Here is a 24,902-nt window from a genome sequence, read left to right as displayed (position 1 = left end):
GCTCACTGCTGGCGTCTCCTGCTGATTGTGGGGCTGGCGGAAACGCCTTGCGGGACGGCCCGGTTCCACGCCGCGCGGAACGCTGATCGTCAGTATCAGCCGTGCGCTATGCGCCACGTCCCAGTCTGCCGTCGCGGGCCCTAGCCGGGCACCGGGCGCGATAACCAATGTCTCGCCCCACGTTCCACCGCAAACAACGCGCGACATCGTCGCGCTGTCGCTCACGCCTCGCCGCGTTCGCGGACCAGTCTGAGCCAAGCCGCGGCCGCGGGCGACAGATAGGCGCCGCGGCGCCAAGCCATCGACAGGGTCCATTCCGTACCCGGCTCGTCGAGCAGGACGAGACTGATCGGCACCTGCGTGCGCTGGGTCGCAATCATGCGCGGCAGGAAGGCGATGCCGAGTCCAGCGCCGGCAAGCTCGGCGATGAAGTCGATCTGGGTGCTGCGCGCCGCCACCACTGGCTCGAAGCCGTTGCGGCGACAGGCCTCGCGGATGATCCGGTTGAGCGCGAAGCCGGCTTCGAACAGCACGAACGGAGTCTCGCGCAAATCGGCCAACGTCACGGCGTCACGCTGTGCCAGCGGATGATCGACCGAGACCAGGGCCATCAGCGGCTCTCGGCGTACCACCTGGGCCGCGAACTCATCGGCGATCGGCGGCAGCAGGCCTGCGAAGTCGATTTCACCGGCGGCGAGCAACTCGCTGAGGCGGTCGCTGCCGTGCTCGACCAGCCGGATCTCGATATCGGGATAAAGCTGGCGATACAGCGCAAACAGCGGCGCGAACAGTGTGCTGGAGCCGATCGGCGGCAGGCCGAGCCGCAGCACGCCCCGCTTCAATCCCTTGAGTTCCTCAAGCTCCGCCTGCAGGTCGTCTCGTTCGGCAAGCAGCCGGATCGCGCGGCGATAGACGATCTCCCCGGCCGCGGTCATGCGGCTCTTATGGCCGAGCCGGTCCAGCAGGGGCAGACCGAGTTCGTCCTCAAGCTGCTTGACCGCCTTGCTGACGGTCGACTGGGTCGCGAAGACCACCTTGGCGGCCTGCGAGAAACCGCCTTGGCGGACGACCTCGACGAAGGCCCTGAGCGTCCTGAGTTCCATCCTCAGCATTCCAAATTCGACTGAAGATTATTCAACCAATTCATTTTGTACATGCTGCATTGCGACATATCCTCTTCTGCGACGGCTGACTTCGGACCCCCCATCATGACGCAACGCAGCATTCTTCTTCAGGCGCACCGCCTCCTCCGCCGCAACCAGCTGGCGCAGCTTGGCCTGCTCGGCGTGTTCTGGGCCGCTGGCGAGGCGGTCGCGCGGGCCACCGGCCTGCCGCTGCCCGGCGGTATCATTGGCATGGCCCTGGCGCTCGCGCTGTTCCTCGCAGGCGGGCTCAAGGTGGCCAGCATGAAGCGGGGCGCCAACTGGATGCTGGCCGAGATGCTGCTGTTCTTCGTGCCGGCGGTGCTGGCGCTGCTCGATCATCGCGAGCTGTTCGGGCTGCTCGGCTTGAAGATCTTTGCCGTCATCGTCGTGAGCACCACCGCCGTGATGTGCGTGACCGCTCTCACCGTGGATCTCTGCTATCGTTGGACCGAGCATCATGACGCTGGCAGCGCTGTGGCGTGAACCGCTGGTCCAGGCTGCGGTCTGGTCGCTGGCGACGATCCTGCTGTACCTGCTGGCCAAGCGGGTGCACCGGCGCTGGCCGCGCTGGTGGCTGATGCCGCTCGCTGTCGCGCCGGCGCTGCTGATGATCGCGGCGCTCGCGCTCAACGTCTCCTATCGTGACTACATCCGCGGCACGCATTGGCTGGTTGCGCTGCTGGGCCCAGCGACCGTCGCCTTTGCCGTGCCGATCTATGAGCAGCGGGCGCTGATTCGCCGCCGCTGGCCGCTGCTGCTCGCCGGCATGGTTGCCGGCAGCCTCACCGCCGTCGCGACCAGCTGGGCATTGGCCTATGTGCTCGGCATCGACGGCGAGCTGCGGCTGAGCCTGCTGCCGCGCTCGATGAGCACGCCGTTCGCGATGGAAGTCTCCGGCGAGATCGGCGGCATTCCTGACCTGACCGCAGTGTTCGTCGTGCTCACCGGCATCATCGGCGCCGCTGTCGGCGACATCGTGCTGGCACGGCTGCCGCTTCGCTCGACGCTCGCCAAGGGCGCGCTGTTCGGCGTGGGCGCGCATGGCGCGGGAACAGCGCGCGCACACCAGATCGGACGCGAGGAAGGCGCCATCGCGGGCCTCGTGATGGTGCTGGTCGGGCTGATGAACGTGGCGCTGGCGCCGCTCATCATCCAGTTCATGAAGTGAGCCAGCGAACTCAGCGCCGATCGAGTGAGGCCAGCCAGTTGCTGATCTCGGCTTGGCGCAGCGCATCGTCGGCCACGTCCTGATCGAGCCCGAGCCGCCACAGAACATCCCGCCTACCGCGGTCGCGATGTAGCGTCGCGAGATCTGCCGCGTAACGCTCCAGCTCGGCCAGATCGGCGAAGAAGCCTTCATCGACCAGCGGCTGTCCGATACGGCTGATCACCCAGGCAACGTCCTGGAAGCTGAACTCGGGATGATACTGCACGCCCCAGAAGCGACCGCGCCCGTATCTGATCTCTGCGGCCTGCACCTCGCTCATGCCGTTGCGCGCCGTCACGGTCGCATCCGGCGGCAGCCGGGTCACGATATCGCTGTGGATGGCCGGCGCATCGAACACGCTGCCGCGCGCAGCATGCAGGCGATGAGCGCGGCCCGCCTCCGTCAGCGCGATCTTGCGCGCGAAACCGACCTCGCGGCCGGCAGGATTGAGCGACACCTCGCCGCCGGCCGCCACCGTGGCGAGCTGCAGGCCCCAGCATGAGCCGAACATCGGCACGCCCTGGGCGAAGATCGTGCGCACCAGCTCGATCTGCCGCAGCGCTTCCGGCTCGCGCTGATAGATGTTGAGCGCGGAACCGGTGATGACGATGCCCTGATAGGCATCGATCGGCTGCGGCAACTGCGCATCGGCGTCGGCTGGCGTGGCGATGTCGACCACCGCCTCCGGCGCCAGCGCGCGAAGCACATCGGCATAGCTCTCAGATGGCGTATGCCCCGCGATCTCCGCCCAGCGGCGCCGGCCGGCAAGTGAGTTGCCTTCGAGGACGAGCAATCTCAGCACGTTTTCGCTCTCCGAACGTTCATGGATGCGGCCGCCTCAAGGATTCAAGACACCGCGCAGGAATTGCGCCGTCCGCTCGCGCACCTCCGGCCGGTTCAGGATCGTATGCACGTCAGCATCCAGCACCATCACCTCCGCCTTCGGATCATCCTTCAGCGCCGCCGCGCAGGAGCCGGTGACGGCGCGGTCCTTGTTCCAGGGATTGGCACCCGAGAAATAAGGATCGCGCGCCGAGATCGCATTCAGCACCGGCTCCTTCGGCCCGATGCCGAGCCGGGGCGCGGTGACGAAGTAGTTGTCCTCACAGGACCACGAATAGATCAGCCGGGCAGCGACGTCCTTGCCGGCGTAGCGGCCAACCGCCACCGCGCCCTCGCTGCTGCCGGCCAGCAGGGTCCGCTGCCGGTCGACCCAGCTCCAGTCGCGCGACGCCTTCAACGCGTTCTCCAGCTCGGCCAGCCGCAAGGTATGGACACGCTCATAGGTGTCGACATCGACCGGCGAGGTATAGGTCAGCCGGTCCGGGATCGCGAGGCTGTCGGGAGCGACCGAGGCGGCGCCGAGTTCGTCGGCCAGCCAGGTCTGAAACTCCTTGATCGCCGGCGCCACGCCGCTGGAGCCGTGCATCACGACCACCAGTGGCACGATGCCGATCACGTCGGGCGCATCCTCGGCACGGCCTTCCCAGCGCCGCCCGCCCGCGAGCGAAGCCGGCAGGACGAGATTGGCCTTGGTCCAGGTCAGCGCGAGATTCTCCGGCGAGGGCTCCAGCACCGTGCCCTTGATCGTGCCCGGCGCGTCGGCCGCGAAAGACGCGGCAGAGAGCAGCATCGCGACCCCAGCGAGCAGAGAGCGGCAAGAGAACATGATCAGTCCAGACCTCGTGCGTTGAGCGCGCTCCGACGAATTCAGCGCCGGAAGGCCCCTCAATCCCACGGCATGGCAGCCGGCACAAGATGACGCCAACGCGGGCTCCCCATGCAGGCCCGCCTGCCATGTGCAGCAGGTCACAGGGATCCAGCCTCACGCGATGAGGACATCGTTGACAATCATCTGCTCAAATGCGTCGAGAGAAAATCGTGCATCTCTGCGACCGAGCGGCCGGCGGCATCGGCGTCATATTGCAGCCAGTGCCCGAAATTGGACCGGCCCGATGCCAGCCAGGGAAAATCGAAGGCGTGATAGGCGCCGGGATAGACCTCCAGCCTGACAGGAGCGCCCTGGTCCGGTTGCAGCGACAGCCACTGCTCGCAATTCGCCGCGGGTGTCCAGTCATCCTTGTCGCCGATCAGGATGAGCGTCGGCACTACGAGCCAACGCCGCGCGGAGCTGCACCGCGGATAGTAGGCGACCGCAACCTTGAAAGTCAGATCATCGGGCAGCTCGTAGATCTTGACGTCATGCTTGGAAACGAGCCGTAGCGTGACGATGCCGCCTTGGGATGAGCCGACCAGGCCGATGCGCGAGCGGTCGACGAACGGAAGCGACGCGAGATACGTGAGCGCGCCCCAGGCATCGGCATTGCGATCCGGCATCGGGCGGTCGCAGGCCTGCGCAAGTCCGCGCGGCCGGAAGCTGTCGACGGCCAGCACGACATAGCCCCACCCCGTCAACAAACGCGAGAAGTACTGACGGGCGCGATCACCGAGCCCGGCGCAGCCGTGCAGATAGACGATCGCTGCGAACGGGCCGTCCCCCTCCGGCTTGGACAGATAGCCGTCGATCGTCTGGCCGGTCGCCACAACCATCTCGCCGCGCTCGAGCGCGAGACGCCGCTGGATTTGGCCAAGAACATAAGGCGCAGTGTCGAAGGTGACGTGCTGATCGGCCGTCTGGGCCGCCGCGCCTTGGATCAGCGACACGACAGTCAGCAGACACGCGACGATCCATTTCGACCCTTGCATGGCACACAGCCCTCGCGAGTTGCAGCGCCAGCATGATCCAAACGGCCTCCGGAATCCAGCGCGGTGCGCTTCATCTCACACGCGAACTGCGACGGTAATACGCGCGACGGCGCTGCGTCGGCACGTCCCGAACGATGTCAGCGCAGGCGCTCGGACGTGCCGCCGACGCAAGAGACGAGCCGCAATCGCGAACCAGACGCAGCCGCGGCTCGCCCGCGGCCTCTCGCCTCACCGAATGACTGTCGGCAACGTCCTGGCTCTCTGTCGGCAGCAGCGCCTGCAGCATCGTCCTCAGGCTCCTGAGCACCGCCGCAATGGCCCGTGAGGGATACGCCCAGCGCAACCGCCGCGGCGAGCGCTGCAAGCGGTCCGCGCGCCCGGCTGGACGTCCAGTGCGCACCCGGCGGCCGCGCGGGCTGGCCGCCGATGGGCCGTCATCGGTTGGCAGCATCACTCGAAACGGTTCCTCCGACGGACCGGTCACGATCAGCAATTTGCGCATGCGTCTCACCTTGATCTCATGGCAGCCGATGCATCGGCCGCCTTCGATCCGACCATGGCGCACGGGCGGTGACGGCAAGCTGTTGTCCGATGTCAGCGACATGTCAGCTCGCCGTCCCACCCTGTTCCCTGCTACTGACGCGCGGCGCGCGGTGCCTCGCGCTTCAATTGCTCCAGCGCCTCCGGCATCATGCGGCCGAACATCGAGCTTAGCATCGCCGTCGGGATCAGCCCCGAACTGCCGCTCTCCTGTCCCGGCCCGCCCGACATCAGGAATTGCGGCACCAGCGGCTGGTTGATCCGGGTCAGCGCCTCGGCGAACTTGGCGAAGTTCTGCTCGGCCAGCCGGAACTCCGGCCCGCCATAGGCATCGACCGCGAGCTTGGTCGCCTGCGCGCTGGCCGCGCCGACCGCCAGCGCGCGATCGGCCTCGCCCTGGCCTTCCAGTCGCGATTGTTCGCCGACGGCAGCTGCCGTGACCTTGCGTGTCTCGGCATCCTTTTGCGCACGGGCCAGCGCGGCCGCGCCCTCATTCTCGTTGACGCGGATCTGGATCAGTGACTGGGTCAGCGCGGCCTGGGCTGCCGCGGTCGCCTTCGCTTCGTTCAAGGTGCGCTCCTGGATCGCGGCCTTCTCCTGTTCCTGGAAGGTCTCGACCTGCTCGCGTGCGACCTGGCGCATACGCAGCTGGATCAGGATGTTCTCGATCGTCTGATCGCCTGGTGCCGCGCGCGGCGTGCCGATCAAGACCTCCTGCAGCTCGAGCGAATAGCCTTCGAACTTCACCTTCATCTCGGCCGCCGACTCCTCCTGGATCGCGGCGCGATTCTGCAGCAATTCGATCAGGGTCATCTTCTGCGCGACGTTCTTGAAGAACGCGCTGACCATCGGATCGAGCGTCTGTTCGACCAGCTTCTTCACGTCGCCGAAGCGTTGAATGATCATCGGCGCCTTCTTGTAGTCGATGTGCATCACGACCGAGAGCGGCAAGGTCGGCTCGAACGCGTCCTTGGTGATCAGCGAGATCTCCGACAGATTTTCATCGAGCTTCATCGCGCCGACCTCGCCGCGCACCCATTTCAGGATGAAGTTGACGGTCGGAATGATCTCGATCTTGCCGGCATAGGTGTTGAACGCATATTTTCCCGGCAGCAGCGGATCCTTCCAGACGCCGCGGCCGCCATTGCCGACCAGTTCGCCATGGCGATACTGCTCGCCCGACACGTCAGCCGTGCGCGGGCCGGTGTAGAAGATCACGACGCCGACATTGCCGACCGGGATGATGGTCTTCGGCACATTCTCCACGGTGGCAAACAGCCGGTTGATGTACCAGGTGCCCTCGACGATGACCTGCAGCTGGCGGCCGCGATGCCCGCCGGCGGCGAGAAATTTCTCCGGCTCCTGGAAGTTGTTGTGAAAGGTGCCGTCGTCATGCAGGTCGGTACCGACCTCCGGCGCGATGATCTCGCCGGGCGGCAGCGACGGACCGTCATGCACGGTGACGATGCCGACGAGGTCATGATCAGCCGCCAGGATGACGGGTGTGAAGCCCCAGCGCTCGGCGATCGTCAGTTGCATCGCGTCGAGCACGACACGCTCCTGCTCGCTCAAGGCATGGCCGTAGACGCGCTCGTCGGTGATGATGGCGAACTGCGTGGTGTTGATCGCATAGGTGCCCTCGCGCAGGATCTTGCGCTGCGGGCCCTTCTGGCCGCCGGCGCGCAGGAAGCGACGCGCGTCCTGGAAATCGCTCTTGTCATCGCTGTCGTTGGCGCCCAGCACCTGCGAGGCGCCGAGCGGCGCGCCGTCACGGGCAAAGACATAGGCGATCTTGCCCTGACCCACGGTGACGAGGTCGGAGCGATGGATGCGGTACATGAAGGGGAAGAACAGGTGCAGGCCGCCGCGCAACACTTCCGGCTCGAAGCCAGCCTCGCCGTTCAGCGCAATGAACCCGTCAGCCACGGAGCCGCGCGGCGTCCATAGTTTCTCGACAATCCCGACCTGGTTGTTCGGAATGTAGCGGATGACGTTGGAAAGCTTCAGCAACGCAAGCAGCGCAATGATCGCCCCGGCCGCGAGGGCCGGCTGGATCAGAGTGGTGATGTCCATGAGGGATCTCCAAGTCGCGCGCGGCCGGGGCGGCTCCTGCCGCCGCGCTGTCACCTCGCGCGATCATGCCGTTCGATGTCGGCGGGCGAGGAGCTAGGCATCCCCTGGACATTTCAAAGACCATCGTCGCCGAATTATTTCGCCTGCTCGGTTTGAACCTGCACCACGATCGGGCGACTCAGGCGCCTGCGCCGAGCCGCATCGTCACCAGCGCCAGCACCTCCGGCTCGTCGAAGGCCGCCGCCGTGAGCGCAGCGCCGGCGGCGATCAGATCGTCATGGCCGAGATTGCTGCGCATGCCGACCGTGACGAGGCCCGCGGCATTCGCCGCGGTGATGCCGGCCCGGGAATCCTCGAAGGCGAGCGAGCGATCGGGGGCGGCCCCGACCGCGCGCATCCCTTCGAGATAGGGCAGCGGGTGCGGCTTGCCGTGCGGCAGCTCGTCGCCGATGATGACGGCGCGAAACCGAGCCGCAATCCCGAGCCCGTGCAGGATCATTTCGGCATTGGCGCGCGGCGCGTTGGTGACGGCGACCACGGGGATCGCCGCCGCCTCGGCATGATCGAGCAGCGTCATCAGGCCCGGCAATGGCTGCACCTCGCCGGCGGCGAGGCTGCGAAACACCGCCTCCTTCTGCGCCATGATTTCGGCACGCCGCTCCGGCGGCTCGTCCGGCAGAAACTCGGCGCCGATCGACGCATTCGAGCGCCCCAGCAGCTCCCGCGCGGCCCGCGCCCGGTCGAAGATGTGGCCATATCGCCCAAAGACGGCATTGAAGGCCTGGATGTGCAGCGCATCGGTGTCGGCCAGCGTGCCGTCGATATCGAACAACAGCGCTCGCTGTCGCATGGAGAAGCTCCTCGAATCCGAAAATTTGACCGCATCTGATCCGGAAGTTGACGCGATCTGATCCAACTATCGACCATAGCGACTGTCGTTATCTCCCAAACGGCGTGAAACCGCGACGGGGGAAATTGATGATCAACCATTTCAGCGCGACGTCTCATTCAAAGTCCTTCGTGAGGCTCGGCGGCGTCGCAGCCGTGGTCTCGACAATTGCCCTTCTCACAAGCGGTCCGGCGCAAGCTGCGTCGGCCAGCAGCGAGACCGTCAACGAGCAGTACTGCAGCGATCTCTGCAAGGCCTATATGTCCTGGTCCAACCGCATGCTGGCCATCACCAACCCCTCTTATGCGCGGCCGCAAGTGCGGGTCGCTGTGCCGCAGCACGTTCCCCGCAAGAAGACGGCGAGCGCCGACAAGGTGGAGCGGCAGGAGCGAATGCCGCAGCATCCGCCGAAGACGCACCGGCCGGCCAACCTGAATTCGTTCGCCCAGTTGCCCGCTGGCAGCCACGCCGCCCAGTCGGCGATGGAGCCGCCGAAGACCGAGGTCGCCGCCGACGATCCCGGCGGCGCGCCGACCGGCCCGCTGTTTGCGGCCGACTCGACCCCGACCATGCCCTCCGCCTTGGCCGACATGCGCCGCGCGACCGAAGTGGTCGACATGCGGCTGGTGTCGATGACCGAGCCGGGCAGGGCCCAGGACTCGATCACGGTGGGCGAATCCAGCGGCGGCACCCGCTCGAAAATGCCCTCGATCTGGATCATGCTCGCCGCCGCGGCGCTGCTGGCCTTTTTCGGCCATGGCTGGATGAAACGGCGGGCGACCGCCCAGGAAGGGCTCGACTGAGCCCGCGTTCCGCGCCGGCCTGGACGCCCCGCGACATCTTCCAGGAACCATTCCGGACAATTTGATCCTCGGCCGCCCCCGCTCGGGTCGGCACGCGGTTGAACTCGCCGGCCCTCCGCCTTATGGCTGGGCGATGAACATCCCCCTCACCGCTCCGCCTTTGGGTTCCTGGCCGCGCCACCGCGCCGACCTTAAGCCTGCGCCGTTCCTGCCGATGAGCCGCCAGGAGATGGACGCGCTCGGCTGGGACGCCTGCGACATCGTGCTGGTGACGGGCGATGCCTATGTCGACCATCCCTCGTTCGGCATGGCGATCATCGGCCGGCTGCTCGAGGCGCAGGGTTTTCGCGTCGGCATCATCTCGCAGCCCGACTGGCATTCCGCCGAGCCGTTCAAGGCGCTCGGCCGGCCGCGCGTGTTCTTCGGCGTCACCGGCGGCAACATGGACTCGATGGTCAACCGCTACACCGCCGATCGCCGCATCCGCAGCGACGACGCCTACACGCCGAATGGCGAGGGCGGCAAGCGGCCCGACCGCAGCACGCTGGTCTACGCGCAGCGCTGCCGCGAGGCGTTCAAGGACGTGCCGGTCGTGCTCGGCGGCATCGAGGCCTCGCTGCGCCGGATTGCGCATTATGACTACTGGTCCGACAAGGTGCGCCGCTCGGTGCTGGCCGACGCCAAGGCCGGCATTCTGATCTACGGCAATGCCGAGCGCGCTGTGATCGAGGTCGCGCACCGCATCGCAGGTGGGGAATCGCCGAAGGACATCCAGTCGGTCCGCGGGACCGCCTTGTTCCGGAAAGTGCCGGAGGGGTTCGTCGAGCTGCATGCCGACGATCTCGATTCCGCCGACGAAGGCGCGGCCCGCGAGAAAGGCGACGTCGTCATCCGCCTGCCGTCCTGCGAGCAGGTCGAGCAGGACAAGGAAGCCTATGCGCGGGCCTCGCGCGTGCTGCACCGGGAGAGCAATCCCGGCAATGCGCGCCCGCTGGTGCAGCGCCATGGCGACCGCGACCTCTGGCTCAATCCGCCGCCGATCCCGCTGACCATGGCGGAGATGGACAGCGTGTACGATCTGCCCTACGCCCGCGCGCCGCATCCCTCCTATGGCGATGCCAAGATCCCGGCCTGGGACATGATCAAGTTCTCGGTCACGATCATGCGCGGCTGCTTCGGCGGCTGCACCTTCTGCTCGATCACCGAGCATGAGGGCCGCATCATCCAGAGCCGCTCGGAAGAATCGATCCTGCAGGAGATCGAGCGCATCCGCGACAAGACGCCGGGCTTCACCGGCGTGATCTCCGACATCGGTGGCCCGACCGCCAACATGTACCGGATGGCGTGCAAGGACCCGAAGGTCGAGGCTGCCTGCCGCCGGCCCTCTTGCGTGTTCCCCGAGATCTGCCCGAACCTCAACACCTCGCATGACGATCTCATCCGGCTGTATCGCAAGGTGCGCGAGGTCAAGGGCGTCAAGCGCGTGATGGTCGCCTCGGGCGTGCGCTACGACCTGGCGGTCGAGAGCCCCGCCTACATCAAGGAGCTCGTCACGCATCACGTCGGCGGCTATCTGAAGATCGCCCCTGAACATACCGAGCGCGGCCCGCTCGACAAGATGATGAAGCCGGGCATCGGCACCTATGACCGCTTCAAGGAGATGTTCGACGCCGCGGCGCGCGAGGCCGGCAAGAAGTATTATCTGATCCCGTATTTCATCGCCGCCCATCCCGGCACGTCAGACGAGGACATGATGAACCTCGCGCTGTGGCTCAAGCGCAACCGCTACCGCGCCGATCAGGTCCAGACCTTCCTGCCCTCGCCGATGGCCACCGCGACCGCGATGTACCACACCGGCGTCAATCCCTTGCGCGGCGTCCGCCGCGGGGCGAGCGACAAGGTCGAAGCGATCAAGGGCCTGAAGCAGCGCCGGCTGCACAAGGCGTTCCTGCGCTATCACGACCCGGACAACTGGCCGGTGCTGCGCGACGCGCTCCGCGCCATGGGCCGCAGCGACCTGATCGGCTCGCGCCATGATCAACTGGTGCCGGCACATCAGCCGCCCGGAACGGGCAAGGCCGCCACAACGCGACGGCCGGTGCGCCCGGAGCAGCGGCCGCAGCGGTTCACGACTAAGGGCGTGAAGATCAGGAAGTAGTCGGTGCGGTCGCCCACTGAGCGGAGCACTGCGCCGGGTCCAAGCGTGTGAGTTGGGAGATCCCGCCACACATTCATCTGTCATCATCCGCGAAGGCGGGTGATCCAGTATCCCGCGGCGCCTCGGCTCCATCTCCATCGTCTCTGGAATACTGGATCGCCCGGTCAAGCCGGGCGATGACAGCGAGCTTGTCGTACAATGCAGCCTCAATCTCCGTTGTCATCCCGGACGAGCGCGCAAAGCGCGCGAAGATCCGGGATCCATAACCAGAGAGAGACGTATTGGACCGCCTCTCTGAGCCACCTGCGCGCCTCACACATTCGAGGGTGGCTATAGGTCACGGGTCAAGTCCGGGACGACACCAAGTTTGTAGGACCGTCGCTCCAACTCACACGCCCAACGAGCACCACCGCGCGCGGCGCATCCACGCCGCTCCGCAAAATTAAGGTGACGCTGCATGCAACTAGACGCCAGTGCGTCGTGCACCTCCTCTATCGCGATTCGATCGCGGATCAGGACACCCCATCGCCCCGGCTCAGTCCTGACGCCGCCAGCCGCGCCTTCAGGCGCGCAGCGGCGAAGGCGAGGAAGGCGCGCAGCTTGAGCGGCAGCAGGCCCTGGCCGGCATGGACCAGGCTGACCGGGGCGGGCGGCGGCTCGAAGGATTCCGAAGCCAGTTGCAGCCGGCCGACGCTGATCGCGTCGGCGACCTCATAGGATAGCACGCGGGCTCCACGTTGCGCTCAACAGCTGGACCAACTACATCAACAACGTTGCCCAGACCGAGATCGACTTTCCTGCCGTGGCGGCGCGCGCCGCAGCCTGACGAGATTCCAGCAGCGCCTCCGCGACAGGCGGAGGCGCTGATATCGCACGCCCAATGAGCGAGGCCGCAGCGCGGCAAGGCCGTCCAATCGAGAGCGATCCGTTGGAGCGCATCGACCCCAACGCTTCACAATCAAGGGCGTGAAGATCAAGAAGTAGTCCCTGCGCCCGCGAAGTCTCATCATATGGACACGCGCCCGCCTTGCTGTCCGCTATCGCGAACAATTTAGGCAAGCGAAGATAGCCATGCGCTTCGTGGGGCGTGCCTGTTCTGGCAGGCGACGATTTCTCTGATTCTGGCAAAGAAGACGATTTCTCTGATTCTGGCAAAGAAAATGTGCGGGTCTTCTCGGGGTTCTAAGCCCACATCTACAGCGTTCGTTGACCTGGCACCGGTCATCAGAACTACTTTCTCATAGCGACGAAAGATGTCGTCCCGCGTCGTCTCGCCCAGAGACACGAGGCTGGACGATACAGAGAAAGGACCTAGCGCGCCCCAGCTCAGCGACCGCCGCATTCGCGTCGCGTGCGCCAGGCGTGTCCTCCGCCTCGGGCCTCTCTCAGACAAAGCGCAGCAGCCGCTGAACCGCCCTCCCCTGTCGCCCCCCGTGATTGCACGCTTCGGACCATAGCCCTATACTCCCCGCGATTTCTATCAAATGACGATTTACGATCCGGTCATTAATGCGCGCGTCGATCCAAACGGGGCCAATTCATGAACGATACGATCGATATTCAACAGACCTTCTGGAATAGTTGGAATGCGTCGACCCGGGAGAAGGACGTCGGAGAGGTCTCGATCGATCAACGCGACGTCATCATATCATGGCTGGAAGGCCTGGGACGGACCGACCTCAAAATCATCGAGGTTGGATGTGGCGCCGGATGGTTGTGCGAGCACCTGACCCGGTTTGGTCAGGTGACAGCCACCGACCTTTCTCACGAGGTCATCGCCCGGACCGCCAAGCGGCTCCCTGAGGTTCGCTTCATCCCAGGGGACTTCATGACACTCGATGTCGGCGGCGACTACGATGTCGCGATCAGCCTTGAGGTGCTCGCGCATGTTGCTGACCAGCAGGCCTTTCTGGCCAAGATCGCCGATCTGCTGAAGCCGGGAGGTCGTCTGATGCTCGGCACCCAAAATGCGCCGGCTTTGCGGATGAACGACATTCCGCCACCGGCGCAGGGACAGCTTCGACGCTGGACCGACAGACATGAGCTGGCGCAATTGCTCGGCAACCGCTTCGACGTCAGCGAGATGTTCTCGATCACGCCGCACTTCAATCGCGGACTGCTGCGCTACGTCAACGCGCCGCGCGTCCGACGATTGGCCGAAGCGCTCGGATTAGGTTGGCTGCATCGTTCTATTCGTCATACTCAAGAACGGATGTGGCTCGGCTGGACCATCATGTCGCTCGCCACCGTGCGGACAGCGCGGTGACAGCGCGCCCCCCCGCCGACCAGCACCGCGGCGGCAACCGGTCCACAATCGCGGCGGAGCGACAAATGCGGAGGATTCACGCGACCGGCGCAATCAATCGTTCGGAGATCGTGATTACCATCGCACCAGGCGTCTGGTCGGGGATGGTGAAAAGAACATGAACGGGCTCTGGTCGATCCTCAAGACGGCGCTGGGCGCCGCCACTTGGCGGCGTGCGGCGACGCCGGGCGCTGTCAGGATCCGCACTGCCATCATCTGGATCTTCGTCGCGATGGCTGCGGAGGCGGCTCGGCAATATGTTGCAGCCGATGGCGCGGCCAGTTTTACGCTGTATGGCGTCAATACGGTGATCGCCCAGGCCGCCATTCTGGTGGCCGCGGGATTGCTGGTGTTCTCGGCCGATCGGACCACGGGCGTCGCGCAATTGTTCGCGCTTGTCGTCCTCGCGGAATGCGCGGTGATGCTGATCAGCAGTCAGCCGGTGCTGGCTGCGGCCGCCGCTCTGAGCGTGGCCAGCATCGCCTATGTCTCGCGCAGCCGCACAGCGCTGTTCTGGAAGCTGTTTGCGCTGATCGGCCTCGTGCAGCTCGCCGCGCTCGCCATCGATCGCCTGCCGATGGCCGAGCGCTTCGATATGAGATTCGATGGTTGGATCAGCACGGCGGCCACAGCTACGCTCGTGCTCGTCCTGCTGATCTGGTGGACCGGCGCGATCGCCGCAGCGCTGCGTAGCGACCCCGCCTACCGCCGACCTGTCTGGCGTGCCTTGGGCCTGACGGCCCTGGTGTCGACCGCGCTGGCCGTTTTGCCTGCCTATCCGACCTTCATCGGTCTCGATACGTCACGCAGCTCCTACAATCTTTACGAATGGACCTTCGCCAAACTCGTCGGGCTCAACAACAACACGGCCCGTCTGGTCGACGCCGATACGGTCGAGCTCGCGCAAGGGCCGCTGCTGGAGGCCGCCACCGCAAAGCTGCTGCCCGAGCGCAAGGGCAAGCCCGGCATCTATGCCATCGGGATGGCCGGCTGGTCCGACCAGGATGTCTTCATCAAGGAGCTCGACGGCGGCCTTGCGGCGCTGGACAAAGCGATCGGGCTCGACCGTGGCACGATCCGGCTCGTCAACCACCCCGATACGGTCGACGCCCAACCGATCGCGAACCGGACGAATTTTGCGTCAGCCGTCCATGCGGTCGCCAAGGTGATGGACAAGGACGAGGATATTCTGCTGCTCTTCATCACCTCGCATGGCGGGCCGACGGGCGTCGGACTGCGGCTGTCCGGCGCGTTCCACGGTCAGCTTTCGCCCGATCACATCGCCACTGTTCTCGATCGCGAAGGCATCAAGAACCGGCTGATCATCATCTCGGCCTGCTATTCCGGCGTGTTCGTGAAGCGCCTCGCTTCACCCGACAGCGTGGTGCTGACCGCCGCCGACGAAAACAATCCCTCCTTCGGCTGCTCGAATGAGCGTGACTGGACGTATTTCGGCGACGCCCTGTTCAACCAGAATCTCGGCGCCGGCGTGTCGCTCGAAGACGCGTTCGACAAGGCCAGGGACCGAATCACGGAGTGGGAAAAGCGCGACGCCTTGTCGCCATCGAATCCCCAAGGCTTCTTCGGCGCTGAGCTGGCGGCGAAGCTCCGTGCGCGGCTGAAGCCGGACAGCGCACGGCATGCGCTCGCGGTCGAGCCCTGAACGGCTGTGATCGACGCCCCGCTGAACGGCCGTGGCGAAGCTTGCGACGCATCGGCCGCGAATACAGGCGAGCACCGGTCACCGCTGCATCGCGGGCGCTTGTTCGAGACGAAGCAACGGTCGGTGCAATTATCGGGTCGACAGATATCGTCGATATGTCCATTCTTTCAGAAGTGCCGGTAGTGACGGCGATCGTTGCCTCCACGAGCAAGGGAGCCGTCATGCCGACCATCATCATCACCGGAGCCAGCGACGGTATCGGAGCCGCCGCTGCGCGGCAGTTGAAGGCGAACGGTCACAATGTCGTGCTGGTCGGGCGCAGCAAGGCCAAGACCGAGGCGCTGGCGCGCGAGCTGAATGCGCCCTTTCACCTCGCCGACTATACGCAGCTCGCCGATGTCCAGCGGCTCGCCGGTGAGTTGCTCGATCACGGCCGCATCGACGTGCTCGCCAACAATGCCGGCGGCATCATGGGCCAGCGCGCACTCACCTCCGACGGCTTCGAGATGACATTCCAGGTCAACCACCTCGCGCCGTTTTTGCTGACCCGGTTGCTGCTGGAGCGGCTGATCGCCAGCCGGGCCAAGGTCATCCAGACGGCAAGCGCCGCGGCCAATATTTTCGGCCGCAACTTCGATGTCGACGATCTCAATAATGAGCGCGGCTACACGCCACAGGGCGCCTATGGCTACGGCAAGCTTGAGAACATCCTGTTCACCCGCGAGCTCGATCGCCGTCATCGCGCCGACGGGATCGCAGCAGTCTCATTCCATCCCGGCATCGTACGCTCCAACTTCGCCAATGATACGACGCATTTGATGAGGCTGTTCTATCACTCGCCGCTGAAATATCTGATCACGATCAGCCCAGAGCGCAGCGCGCAGCGGCTCACGTGGCTGGCCGAGAGCGCGCCTGGAACGGATTGGCAGCTTGGCGAATGCTATTCCGGCCGCAAGCCGATGCCGGTCGCCTTCAAGGATGACGGCACGGCCGCACGCCGGTTGTGGGAACACAGCGAAACGTTCGTCAAGCCCTGGCTCGGATGAGCGCCGCCGTCCTCGACCGCTCCGCGCCCTCAGGTCGCGCTGATGGCATGCAGATGCATGGCGAGCGTCATGCCATCATGATGCAGCGCGGCGGAATGTGAGGCGTAGGATGCCGTGTGGTCATGCGACGAGCTGGCATCGGCCGCATTGGCCGCGACCGCATCGGCCCGCGCATTCGCAAGCACCTGCGCCGCACCGGTGGGATCTCCAAGCTTGGTCAGGCTCGCCGCCGTCTCGGCGGCCACGGCCGAGGCGATGGTCGCGGCCTGCTGCGCGGTCTGCACCGGGGCTGCGGCGCCGGTGGCTTGCGGCAGCTGAGCGAGCAGCGCCTGCGTGTTCGGGGTCGAGATATTGAAGCCGAGTGCCTCCAGCACCACGAGGTCGATCGGCGACAGGAATTGCGACGTCGTGGGGTTGTAGAACTCATTGAGCGGATCGTTGGCGCCCTGAATGCCGGTGTTGAGGAAATCGGCCGGATCGGAGGTCTGGCCGAAATCCGCAATCTTGGTGACGCCGCCGTCGATCGAGAAATAGGCTGGCGGCGCCGAACTCAGGCTGTTGTTGATCAGATTGTGGCCGGGCCGGGTGAAGTCGAACAGATCGAACACATCCGCCTGGCCCGGCGTGGGCACGCGCCCCAGCGCATGCGACAGCTCATGCAGCGCGACGCCGACCAGCGACTGCGTCGGAATATCGGTGTTGAAGGTCGCGAAGCCGTCCTGCGTGGTTGTGTCGTTCGGCGCGATCAGGCCGAGCACCTTCGCCTCGGCGTTGGAGACAGCGACCATCGCATGGCCCTGGATCGTCGCCCCGGCCTTCAGATGATCGAACACTGTGTCGCCAGCCGCCGCATGATCGACGAGGTCGGCCTTGAGCTGCGTATAGTTGACCAGCAGGCCATTGCTGATATTGGCGCCGGCGCCGCCGCCGGTGCCCGCATAGTCGATCGCGAGATTGACCGTGGCCTTGTCGGTGATCGCCGACGACAGGATAGCCGCCGCCAGCTCGACGCCAGCGCGGAAGCTCTCGGGCGCTGCGGCCGCGGCAGCATCGAAGGTGAGATTGAAGGTGAGGCCGCCAGTATGCACCGACACCGTCTCCGAGCCGTCGGCGTGAAACACGGGCTTGGACACCGCTCCGGCCGGCAGCGCGGCGGCGGCTGATGCCACAGCGCCGGCGCTCGCGGCGGCCGCGGTCGGCTCGAGGCCGTTGATCGCATCGGAGCTCAGTCCGAGCTGGTCATAGGTCAGCATGTTCATTCAACGGACTCCCCAAGCTTCGCCTCGGATTCGCAGCTGCGAGGCATTCGCAATAGGCAGACCGTGGTCGGTGACTGAGTGAAAAGTCTGACGCAGCCGGACCGTCTTCGGGGCAGACTGCGTCACGGTTGGGTCCGCCAGGGGCGGCCCCGCCATGCTGCTGCCGCTCTGGTCACGCTCAGCGAACACAGGCAATCTGCAGCTCCAGCCCCAGCTCCCTTCAAGCTCCGCTCAATCGAGAGATCGTCATGAAGATGCGTCCGCTCGGCCGTTCCGGCCTCCTCGTTCCACCCCTCTGCTTCGGCTGCAACGTGTTCGGCTGGACTGTCGACGAGGCGGCCTCGTTCCGCCTGCTCGACAAGGTGCTGGAGGCCGGGATCAACTTTCTCGACACTGCCGACGTCTATTCGCGCTGGGTACCGGGCCACACCGGCGGTGAGTCCGAGACCATCATCGGCAAATGGATGAAACTGCGCGGCAACCGGGACAAGATCATCCTCGCCACCAAGGTCGGCATGGACATGGGCGACGGCAAGGTCGGGCTGAAGCCCGACTACATTGCGCGTGCGGTCGAAGATTCGCTGCGCCGGCTGCAGACCGAGGTGATCGATCTCTATCAGTCGCACAAGGACGACGAGACGACGCCGCAGGAAGAGACGCTGGCGGCCTATGACAAGCTCATCAAGGCCGGCAAGGTGCGCGTCATCGGCGCTTCGAACTTCTCGGCCGAGCGGCTGCAGGCTGCGCTCGACATCGCCAAGGCGCACAATCTGCCGCGCTATGAGAGCCTGCAGCCTGAATATAGCCTCGCCGAGCGCAATTCCTACGAGGGAGCGCTGCAGCGCGTGTGCGAAAGCAACGACGTCGGCGTCATCACCTTCTTCTCGCTCGCGGCCGGCTTCCTGACCGGCAAGTACCGCTCGGAGGCCGATTTCGGCAAAAGCCCGCGCGGACAGCGCGGCATTCCGAAATACATGAACGAGCGGGGATTGCGCATCCTCGCCGGCCTTGATGCCGTGGCCAAGGAGACCGGCGCCGAGCCGGCATCGATCGCGCTGGCCTGGCTCTTGGCCAAACCGTCCGTGACCGCACCGATCGCGAGCGCCACCAAGCCGGAGCATGTCGACACGCTGGTCGCCGCGACCCGGCTCACACTGACACCCGATCAGGTCGCGCGGCTCGATGCCGCAAGCGCGTAAGGCGGTAAGGACGCCTCGATCATTGCGAGGCGCGCATCGCGACGGGGCCGAAGCTCGTCGACCGTGCGCGCCCCGGCACGGGTCGCGAATTCACGACATCGATGCGGGCCAAACGCACGCAAAACGGATGCATTCAGACAAACACGATTTGTAGTCATCATACCGCGCGCCCTGCTTCGGATACGACACGAACTCATGCAGCGCATGCTACACGCCGGTACCGCAATTCCAGCGCTGGCGTGGAGCTGATTAGGCAAATTTGGAGCATCTTGCGCATCGCCGCGCTGCTGCCAAATTTCGGCCGGGATCGAACTGCTAGTTACCCGACCAAAGTAGAATAAATCCGGGGAAGCGTTCGGTGAATCGTGTCGCGCGTGCCGTTGTTGGCGTCTTCGTCTCTACATTCGGCCTCCTATCCTTCGTGACGTTTTCCGGCAACGCCGCAGCACAGCAAGCGCAACAGCACCGGCCGCCGCCGGCCAATGCGGCCGTGGTCGGCAATCTCCCGGACCGCGAGGCGCTGAACTCCGGCACCGTGACCGTCATCACCGCGCCGATCGGCGGTCCGATGTCGGTGATGGGCTCCGACATGGCGGCGGTGCTCGACGAAGGCGAGAACCTGCGCGTCCTGCCGATCCTCGGCAAGGGATCGGCGCAGAACCTCGTCGACATCATCATGTTGAAGAACATCGACATGGGCTTCGTCGCCACCGACGCGCTGGAATTCGTCAAGACGGAATATAACATCCCGGACATTGCCCAGCGCGTGCGCTACATCGCGCAGCTCTTCCATAACGACGTCCACATTGTCGCGCGGCGCGAGATCCGCAGCCTGCAGGACCTCAACGGAAGGCGCGTGTTCGCCGAGCGCTCGATCGGCCTGCCAGCGGCGCGGACGATCTTCCGCCGGCTCGGCATCCAGGCCGAGATCGATTCGCAGACCGATCCGACCGGGGGTCTGCAGAAGCTGATCGACGGCCAGGGCGACGCCTGGATCGCCTCGGTGTCGAAGGACGCCCCCGTCATCAAGGGCATCAAGAATGAGGGGGGACGGCTGCATTTGCTGCCCGTGCCCTACGACCGCGCATTGCAGGACATTTACCTGCCGACGACATTCTCGTCCGAGGAATATCCGAATCTGGTGCCGGCCGGGACCAAGGTCGACGCGGTCGCAGCCTCGACCGTGCTGATGGTCTACAACTGGCCCGAAGGAAGCGAGCGCTACCGCCGCACGGCGAGGTTTGTCGATGCGCTGTTCGGCAAGATCCAGGTGTTGCAGTCGCCACCGCGGCATCCGAAATGGCGCGACACCGTCCTATCCGCGCCGGTGTCGGGGCTGATCCGCTTCAAGGCTGCGCAGGACTGGCTCGACGGCGTAGGCCGGATGCAGTCGCCGGCGGAGGACCAGCGCACGCCAGCGGAATTCCGCAAATTTCTCGACGAGCGCAAGACACAGGCGCGCATGTCGACGGACGAGGCGGCGCGGCTCTATAGCGACTTTCTGAAATGGCAGCGGAGCAAGGAGACGCGCTGAGGCCGCGCGTCAGCATTCAAGCGGCCCCGCGAAGATCCTCAACACCAGCGCTGCAGCAGACCGGCCTTTTCCGTTGTGCGTCCGGCTGTTGACTCCGAACCGTTGATCGCCAGCGACGGCGCGTCCCGAACGTCCGCGCGCGCGAAGCTAAGCTCAACCGTGGTGCCTCCGCCCGGCGTGGCGCGCAGTCCGACGCGGCCATGATGGGCGGCCATGACCTGAGACACGATCGAAAGCCCGAGTCCCATTCCTTCGCCGCGGGTATGACCGCGCTCGAACGGCTCAAGCAGCCGTTCAGGTTCATCCGCCTGCAGACCGGGGCCGGAATCGATCACGCTGAGACTCGCGGCGGTGTCCACTGCAACGAGAATGGGACCGCCTGCCCCGGCATGAATGACGGCATTCCTGATCAGATTCGACAGCGCCACCGCGATCGCCGGCTCCGAGCCGCGGATCCACACCGGAGCGTCAGGACCGGTAAATCCGATCTCACCTCCGGCCTTCAGCGCCATCGGCACATGCTCGGCCGTCACCCGTCGTGCCAGCGCCACCAGATCGATATCGGTCAGTTCGACCGGCTCCATCGAAATCCGCGCCAATTGCAGGAGCATGGTGACGATGGTCGATAATTTCTGGTTCTCTGCAATGAGCCTGGCACGCAGCGCGCCATCCGGGATCACCTCGAGCATCGTCCGCGCATTGGTCAGCGGCGTCCTCAATTCGTGCGCGGCATTGGACAGGAAATGACGCTGCGCCTCGGCCGCCCGGTCGATCCGGGACAACGCCCGATTGAACGCGGTGACCAAGGGCAGCAATTCAGCGGGCGCACTGGCTTCAGGCAGCCGGCGGCCGTCCGGCACGCCGTCGATCATCTCGGCGGCGGTGGCAACAGCGCGCACCGGACGCGCGATTGCTGCCGGCACGAACACCAGTGCGGCGAAGCCGGTCGCCAGCAGCACCAGGATAATCGGCAGCGCGACGATCGTTGCATCCGTCAGGGTCCCGAGCATCAGCTGTGTCGACGTATAGGCCACGCCGCCAGTCTCGATGAGGACCTCGCCGACCGGCGTATTGCGCACGGCCGTCATTCGCTTGAAGTTTCGGGTCTCACCATCGATGGCGTAGGCAAGAAAGCTGGTCCCGTCCTGAACCGTGATCGGCTTATGGGGACGCCATTTCGGCAGCTGACCGTGGCTGACCTCGCCGCTCTTGTCGGAGACGACGTACCAGAATGTCGGAAAATCCTGGATGATCTTGTCGAGACGCGGAGTCTGTTTGACCAGAAGCTGGCCTTGCGCATCCCGTGCAACCGCCTCCTTCAACGCATCGGCGACATCCGCAGCGCCCCAGGTGCCATCGTCGTCGCCACCGAACCTGATCAGCAGGGCGGCGGCGCAGATCAGCATGATCGTCGTGACGACTCCGATCAGCGTTGCTGACAGCAGCGTAATCGAACGGCGCATGCCTTTGAGCTTCTTCCAGCTCGCGATCATCACTCACCGCTCAGCAAATAGCCGAGGCCGCGCACCGGCCTGATCGTCGCCTTGCAGTTGGCTTCGCGCAGGCGGCGCCGCAGTCGTGAGACGTGGGCCTCGATAGCGTTGGACTGAATTTCATCCTCGAACCCGTAAGCCGCCGATTCGAGCGTCTCGCGCAAAACCACCCGCCCGCTGCGACGCACGAGGGCCTCCAGGATCGCCAATTCGCGCCGCGGCACGACGATCGGATTGCCATCGACGCCAACGGCACGATTGACGATGTCGTAGCTCAGATTAGCGATCGAGACGACGGCGCCCCTGTCGAGGTACAGGCGCCGCAGCACCGCCCTGGCCCGCGCGACCAATTCGATCGGCTCGAACGGCTTGGCGACGTAGTCATCCGCCCCCTCATCAAGCGCCCGCGCAATGTCGGCAGGGTCGTCCAGGGCCGTCAACACCACCGTTGCGGGACTGGGCTTCTGTTGCCGGAGGTCAGGCAGAAGCGCAAGTCCGTCGCCATCGGGAAGCCCCCGGTCAATGACCACAAGCTCGAACGTGCGCACAGCGATCGCGGCCCGCCCCTCATCAAGGGTCGTCACGATATCGGAAGAGCCGAAGGCTGTTGCGAGTGCATCCCGCAGCCAGATACCTAGCTGGGGGTCATCTTCCACGACCAGCACTCGCACGCTACTCTCCTGCGCCATTTGCACGCTGTTGTTCCTATGATTACAGGGGGATTACAATAGGATTACGTCAGGAGCTACCCGATACCGTTTTCTGGAACCGCTTCCTCTCACCGCCTGGTTGCTCGTCCCCTTTAGGCAGAAACCTGCAGCCCATCCGCTGCGCTACGGTCCACCGCAGGGAATTAACCTCGCCGCTGCGGGCGCGATCGAACAACGACACCAGAGGTTGTAACCCCAATGATTCACCGCCATGCTTGCAGTTGTATGACGCCGCTGGCCGCGGGATCATGCGATCGCCGTGACAGCATCGCCGCGAACGCAAACGTTCCAGGATGTCAGCTTATTGTAATCCTGGGCGCCGAGACGGATGCACGGACACCGTCTGGAAAACGTTCACGGAGCTTGACGCATGATCGACCGGACACCGGGGGTCGCCGCACCCCCATCGGCTCCGGTTCGGTCGGGATCAACGCTGGACTGCCGACGGAGCGAAGCAGCCCCGCTTCCGCTCTGCTCCTGCCAACATCTGCTCCAGGGACTGTATCGCACATACGATCACTGGCTTTCGGCGGCCGCCGAACAGTCGGATCGGAGTCCGGCGGCTTGGCGTCGTCCCTTCCTGCGGTGGCTGGACGCCGTCGAGGGGGGCTGGGGCGTGCCGCTGCTGCTGGCCTGTTTCGCGCTGGTCTGGACGGCATATCTCACCGTCGCCTATTCCGGTGCCGGACTGCATCCGGATACCCTCGAGACCTGGAGCTTTGGAAGGCATTTCGCCTGGGGCTACTTTAAGCATCCGCCGCTGATGGGATGGGTGGCTGGCGCCTGGAGCCGCCTGTTTCCGCCGACCGACTGGTCGTTTCACCTGATGGCGATGACCAATGCTGCGCTCGCGCTGTGGTTCGTCGACCAGATTTCGCGGCGTTTCGTGACCGGAGACAAGCGCGCGATCGTGCTGCTTCTCCTGATGCTCACGCCGGTGTACCAGTTTCACGCGCAGCGGTTCAATGCGAACTCCGTGCAACTTGCGACTTGGCCACTCGCGACCTATTGCTTTCTGCGAGCGTATGAATCGCGGACGTTTCTCTGGGCCGCCATGGCGGGATTGACCGCCGCGGTCGCAATGCTCGGCAAATACTACTCGATCTTCCTGATCGCGAGTTTCGGCCTGGCGGCAATGCTACATCCGCTCCGCCGGGCCTACTTCACGTCGTTCTCGCCCTGGATCTCCGCCATGGTCGGACTGGCCGCGCTATGGCCGCATCTGGATTGGCTCATTGCGAGCGACGCGGCTCCGATTCATCACGCACTGACGCATGCCAATTCCGACATGCTGAGATCGCTCCACGATTCATTCTCATTCGTGATGGGACTTGCTGCCGCCCTGGCTCTATCCGCCTTGACCTGGGTCGTGGCGGCCGGCCGCAGGATCGCGCGATTCCCGAGGGACTTCGTAGCGCTTGATGACGGCCTGCGCCTGCTTTTTTACGTTGCTATTGGAACCATCTGCCTTCCGGTCGCCAACGCCCTGATCATGGGCACTGATTTGCCATCGCTCTGGGCGGTTCAGGGGCTTTTCTTGTTTGTCGTGCTGGTGGTGTGCGGCGCAAGTTATGGGATCGAGCGGTTCTACACTGTCAATATGACTGTACTGGCTGCCGCAATCGCCGTCGTCGCCGTCACCATCGCTGCGCCGCTCCATGCCCTCTACCGCAATTCGTTCGGCTATGAAGAGGGCCGCGGTTTCTATCGCGCGGTCGCGTTCGAAACCACCCGACAATGGCGCGAACTGGTCGGGATTCCGCTCAAATCTGTCGTCGGCGACGAGAGTCTCGGATTTGCAGTCGCATTTTACAGTCCCGATCATCCGTTTTACGGATTGTCTCCGTCACTCGCCCAGGCTGCCGCGGACGGGCCTACCGGTGCGACTCAGGATCAAGGCTGGGCCTCCGTCTGCTTTCTTGATCAAGTCGATTGTATTGAGGCCGCAACATCGCTGGCCGTTGCGGCAGGGAATTATGTGAGGCGCGAGTTCACAATGCAGTCGCAACTGTTTGGCTTGGCCGGGCTGTCGCGAGCAGCCGTCGCGTTTTTCGTGCTGCCGAAGGTCGACGGTCTGCGGTCGTCACACCCGCATGATTCAGCCCGGCCGGGCAGCAAATAATGCGGCAGGCGCGCAGACCGCGAGCCTTGCAACAATCCCAATACGGGGTC

The 24,902-nt window shown here is 64.9% G+C and carries 20 protein-coding genes; 10 read left to right on the top strand and 10 right to left on the bottom strand.

The features are described 5' to 3' along the window. Positions 1-221: 221 nt before the first annotated feature. Positions 222-1,103: a LysR family transcriptional regulator gene (locus HL671_RS15685; RefSeq protein ID WP_012047014.1), complete on the bottom strand. Its 882-nt coding sequence runs from the start codon at positions 1,101-1,103 to the stop codon at positions 222-224. Between the two features lie 105 nt (positions 1,104-1,208). Between HL671_RS15685 and HL671_RS15680 the strand changes: the two genes are divergently transcribed. Together HL671_RS15680 and HL671_RS15675 are read left to right on the top strand one after the other, a co-directional pair. Continuing rightward, positions 1,209-1,628: a CidA/LrgA family protein gene (locus HL671_RS15680; RefSeq protein ID WP_172236933.1), complete on the top strand. Its 420-nt coding sequence runs from the start codon at positions 1,209-1,211 to the stop codon at positions 1,626-1,628. Beyond that, a complete protein-coding gene (locus HL671_RS15675; protein WP_012047016.1) occupies positions 1,603-2,313 on the top strand; it encodes an LrgB family protein in 711 nt (236 codons plus the stop codon). The genes HL671_RS15680 and HL671_RS15675 overlap by 26 nt, the downstream gene beginning before the upstream one ends. A gap of 10 nt (positions 2,314-2,323) precedes the next feature. Here HL671_RS15675 and HL671_RS15670 read toward each other — a convergent pair whose 3' ends face one another. The 5 genes from HL671_RS15670 to HL671_RS15650 form a co-directional block, all read right to left on the bottom strand. Continuing rightward, positions 2,324-3,154 carry a type 1 glutamine amidotransferase gene (locus HL671_RS15670; protein WP_172236932.1) on the bottom strand — a complete coding sequence of 277 codons (831 nt, stop codon included), beginning with the start codon at positions 3,152-3,154 and terminating at the stop codon, positions 2,324-2,326. A 36-nt stretch (positions 3,155-3,190) separates the two neighbouring features. Next, positions 3,191-3,985 carry a dienelactone hydrolase family protein gene (locus HL671_RS15665; protein ID WP_012047018.1) on the bottom strand — a complete coding sequence of 265 codons (795 nt, stop codon included), beginning with the start codon at positions 3,983-3,985 and terminating at the stop codon, positions 3,191-3,193. Positions 3,986-4,203: 218 nt separating this feature from the next. Further along, positions 4,204-5,058: a dienelactone hydrolase family protein gene (locus tag HL671_RS15660; protein WP_172236931.1), complete on the bottom strand. Its 855-nt coding sequence runs from the start codon at positions 5,056-5,058 to the stop codon at positions 4,204-4,206. A gap of 633 nt (positions 5,059-5,691) precedes the next feature. Further along, a complete protein-coding gene (locus HL671_RS15655) occupies positions 5,692-7,671 on the bottom strand; it encodes an SPFH domain-containing protein (RefSeq protein ID WP_172236930.1) in 1,980 nt (659 codons plus the stop codon). A gap of 178 nt (positions 7,672-7,849) precedes the next feature. Next, positions 7,850-8,521 (bottom strand): HAD family hydrolase, encoded by a 672-nt coding sequence (locus HL671_RS15650; protein ID WP_012047022.1) that lies wholly within the window; start codon positions 8,519-8,521, stop codon positions 7,850-7,852. 128 nt (positions 8,522-8,649) lie between these two features. On the opposite strand from HL671_RS15650, the gene HL671_RS15645 reads away from it, so the two are divergent. Both HL671_RS15645 and HL671_RS15640 read left to right on the top strand, forming a co-directional pair. Next, positions 8,650-9,363, top strand: a complete 714-nt coding sequence (locus HL671_RS15645) for a hypothetical protein (RefSeq protein ID WP_172236929.1) — start codon at positions 8,650-8,652, stop codon at positions 9,361-9,363. 133 nt (positions 9,364-9,496) lie between these two features. Beyond that, positions 9,497-11,521 carry a YgiQ family radical SAM protein gene (locus HL671_RS15640; RefSeq protein WP_172236928.1) on the top strand — a complete coding sequence of 675 codons (2,025 nt, stop codon included), beginning with the start codon at positions 9,497-9,499 and terminating at the stop codon, positions 11,519-11,521. A gap of 512 nt (positions 11,522-12,033) precedes the next feature. Here HL671_RS15640 and HL671_RS15635 read toward each other — a convergent pair. After that, positions 12,034-12,246 (bottom strand): type 2 periplasmic-binding domain-containing protein, encoded by a 213-nt coding sequence (locus HL671_RS15635; RefSeq protein WP_172236927.1) that lies wholly within the window; start codon positions 12,244-12,246, stop codon positions 12,034-12,036. 815 nt (positions 12,247-13,061) lie between these two features. Here HL671_RS15635 and HL671_RS15630 point away from each other — a divergent pair. The 3 genes from HL671_RS15630 (at position 13,062) to HL671_RS15620 (ending at position 16,535) form a co-directional block, all read left to right on the top strand. Further along, positions 13,062-13,787, top strand: a complete 726-nt coding sequence (locus HL671_RS15630) for a class I SAM-dependent methyltransferase (RefSeq protein WP_172236926.1) — start codon at positions 13,062-13,064, stop codon at positions 13,785-13,787. A 157-nt stretch (positions 13,788-13,944) separates the two neighbouring features. Beyond that, positions 13,945-15,489, top strand: coding sequence for a C13 family peptidase (locus tag HL671_RS15625; RefSeq protein WP_172236925.1), 1,545 nt, complete (start codon positions 13,945-13,947; stop codon positions 15,487-15,489). A 221-nt stretch (positions 15,490-15,710) separates the two neighbouring features. Beyond that, on the top strand, positions 15,711-16,535 hold the full coding sequence (locus HL671_RS15620; protein WP_012047028.1) for an SDR family NAD(P)-dependent oxidoreductase: 825 nt from the start codon (positions 15,711-15,713) through the stop codon (positions 16,533-16,535). Between the two features lie 29 nt (positions 16,536-16,564). On the opposite strand, the gene HL671_RS15615 is transcribed toward HL671_RS15620, so the two are convergent. Then, positions 16,565-17,794 (bottom strand): NF038122 family metalloprotease, encoded by a 1,230-nt coding sequence (locus HL671_RS15615; protein WP_172236924.1) that lies wholly within the window; start codon positions 17,792-17,794, stop codon positions 16,565-16,567. 248 nt (positions 17,795-18,042) lie between these two features. On the opposite strand from HL671_RS15615, the gene HL671_RS15610 reads away from it, so the two are divergent. Continuing rightward, positions 18,043-18,993 carry an aldo/keto reductase gene (locus HL671_RS15610; RefSeq protein WP_172236923.1) on the top strand — a complete coding sequence of 317 codons (951 nt, stop codon included), beginning with the start codon at positions 18,043-18,045 and terminating at the stop codon, positions 18,991-18,993. Positions 18,994-19,351: 358 nt separating this feature from the next. Beyond that, the gene (locus HL671_RS15605; RefSeq protein ID WP_012047031.1) at positions 19,352-20,527 is read left to right on the top strand and encodes a TAXI family TRAP transporter solute-binding subunit; all 1,176 of its coding nucleotides are present in this window, start codon (positions 19,352-19,354) and stop codon (positions 20,525-20,527) included. 38 nt (positions 20,528-20,565) lie between these two features. On the opposite strand, the gene HL671_RS15600 is transcribed toward HL671_RS15605, so the two are convergent. Both HL671_RS15600 and HL671_RS15595 read right to left on the bottom strand, forming a co-directional pair. Further along, positions 20,566-22,020: a sensor histidine kinase gene (locus tag HL671_RS15600; protein WP_172236922.1), complete on the bottom strand. Its 1,455-nt coding sequence runs from the start codon at positions 22,018-22,020 to the stop codon at positions 20,566-20,568. Continuing rightward, positions 22,020-22,691 carry a winged helix-turn-helix domain-containing protein gene (locus HL671_RS15595; RefSeq protein ID WP_041751742.1) on the bottom strand — a complete coding sequence of 224 codons (672 nt, stop codon included), beginning with the start codon at positions 22,689-22,691 and terminating at the stop codon, positions 22,020-22,022. The genes HL671_RS15600 and HL671_RS15595 overlap by 1 nt, the downstream gene beginning before the upstream one ends. A 409-nt stretch (positions 22,692-23,100) precedes the next feature. Between HL671_RS15595 and HL671_RS15590 the strand changes: the two genes are divergently transcribed. After that, a complete protein-coding gene (locus HL671_RS15590; RefSeq protein WP_172236921.1) occupies positions 23,101-24,852 on the top strand; it encodes a glycosyltransferase family 39 protein in 1,752 nt (583 codons plus the stop codon). Positions 24,853-24,902: the final 50 nt, after the last annotated feature.

The sequence above is a fragment of the Bradyrhizobium denitrificans genome (assembly GCF_013179005.1).
GTDB lineage: Bacteria > Pseudomonadota > Alphaproteobacteria > Rhizobiales > Xanthobacteraceae > Bradyrhizobium > Bradyrhizobium denitrificans.
Note: the sequence above shows the minus strand (reverse complement) of the source record. Positions and strands in the feature narration are given on the sequence as shown.

Excerpts from the sequence above, each read along its gene's own strand:
- HL671_RS15685 (WP_012047014.1), bottom strand. The coding sequence starts at position 1,103 with ATGGAACTCAGGACGCTCAGGGCCTTCGTCGAGGTCGTCCGCCAAGGC.
- HL671_RS15680 (WP_172236933.1), top strand. The coding sequence starts at position 1,209 with ATGACGCAACGCAGCATTCTTCTTCAGGCGCACCGCCTCCTCCGCCGC.
- HL671_RS15675 (WP_012047016.1), top strand. The coding sequence starts at position 1,603 with ATGACGCTGGCAGCGCTGTGGCGTGAACCGCTGGTCCAGGCTGCGGTC.
- HL671_RS15665 (WP_012047018.1), bottom strand. The coding sequence starts at position 3,985 with ATGCTGCTCTCTGCCGCGTCTTTCGCGGCCGACGCGCCGGGCACGATC.
- HL671_RS15660 (WP_172236931.1), bottom strand. The coding sequence starts at position 5,058 with ATGCAAGGGTCGAAATGGATCGTCGCGTGTCTGCTGACTGTCGTGTCG.
- HL671_RS15655 (WP_172236930.1), bottom strand. The coding sequence starts at position 7,671 with ATGGACATCACCACTCTGATCCAGCCGGCCCTCGCGGCCGGGGCGATC.
- HL671_RS15650 (WP_012047022.1), bottom strand. The coding sequence starts at position 8,521 with ATGCGACAGCGAGCGCTGTTGTTCGATATCGACGGCACGCTGGCCGAC.
- HL671_RS15645 (WP_172236929.1), top strand. The coding sequence starts at position 8,650 with ATGATCAACCATTTCAGCGCGACGTCTCATTCAAAGTCCTTCGTGAGG.
- HL671_RS15640 (WP_172236928.1), top strand. The coding sequence starts at position 9,497 with ATGAACATCCCCCTCACCGCTCCGCCTTTGGGTTCCTGGCCGCGCCAC.
- HL671_RS15630 (WP_172236926.1), top strand. The coding sequence starts at position 13,062 with ATGAACGATACGATCGATATTCAACAGACCTTCTGGAATAGTTGGAAT.
- HL671_RS15625 (WP_172236925.1), top strand. The coding sequence starts at position 13,945 with ATGAACGGGCTCTGGTCGATCCTCAAGACGGCGCTGGGCGCCGCCACT.
- HL671_RS15620 (WP_012047028.1), top strand. The coding sequence starts at position 15,711 with ATGCCGACCATCATCATCACCGGAGCCAGCGACGGTATCGGAGCCGCC.
- HL671_RS15615 (WP_172236924.1), bottom strand. The coding sequence starts at position 17,794 with ATGAACATGCTGACCTATGACCAGCTCGGACTGAGCTCCGATGCGATC.
- HL671_RS15610 (WP_172236923.1), top strand. The coding sequence starts at position 18,043 with ATGAAGATGCGTCCGCTCGGCCGTTCCGGCCTCCTCGTTCCACCCCTC.
- HL671_RS15600 (WP_172236922.1), bottom strand. The coding sequence starts at position 22,020 with ATGATCGCGAGCTGGAAGAAGCTCAAAGGCATGCGCCGTTCGATTACG.
- HL671_RS15590 (WP_172236921.1), top strand. The coding sequence starts at position 23,101 with ATGATCGACCGGACACCGGGGGTCGCCGCACCCCCATCGGCTCCGGTT.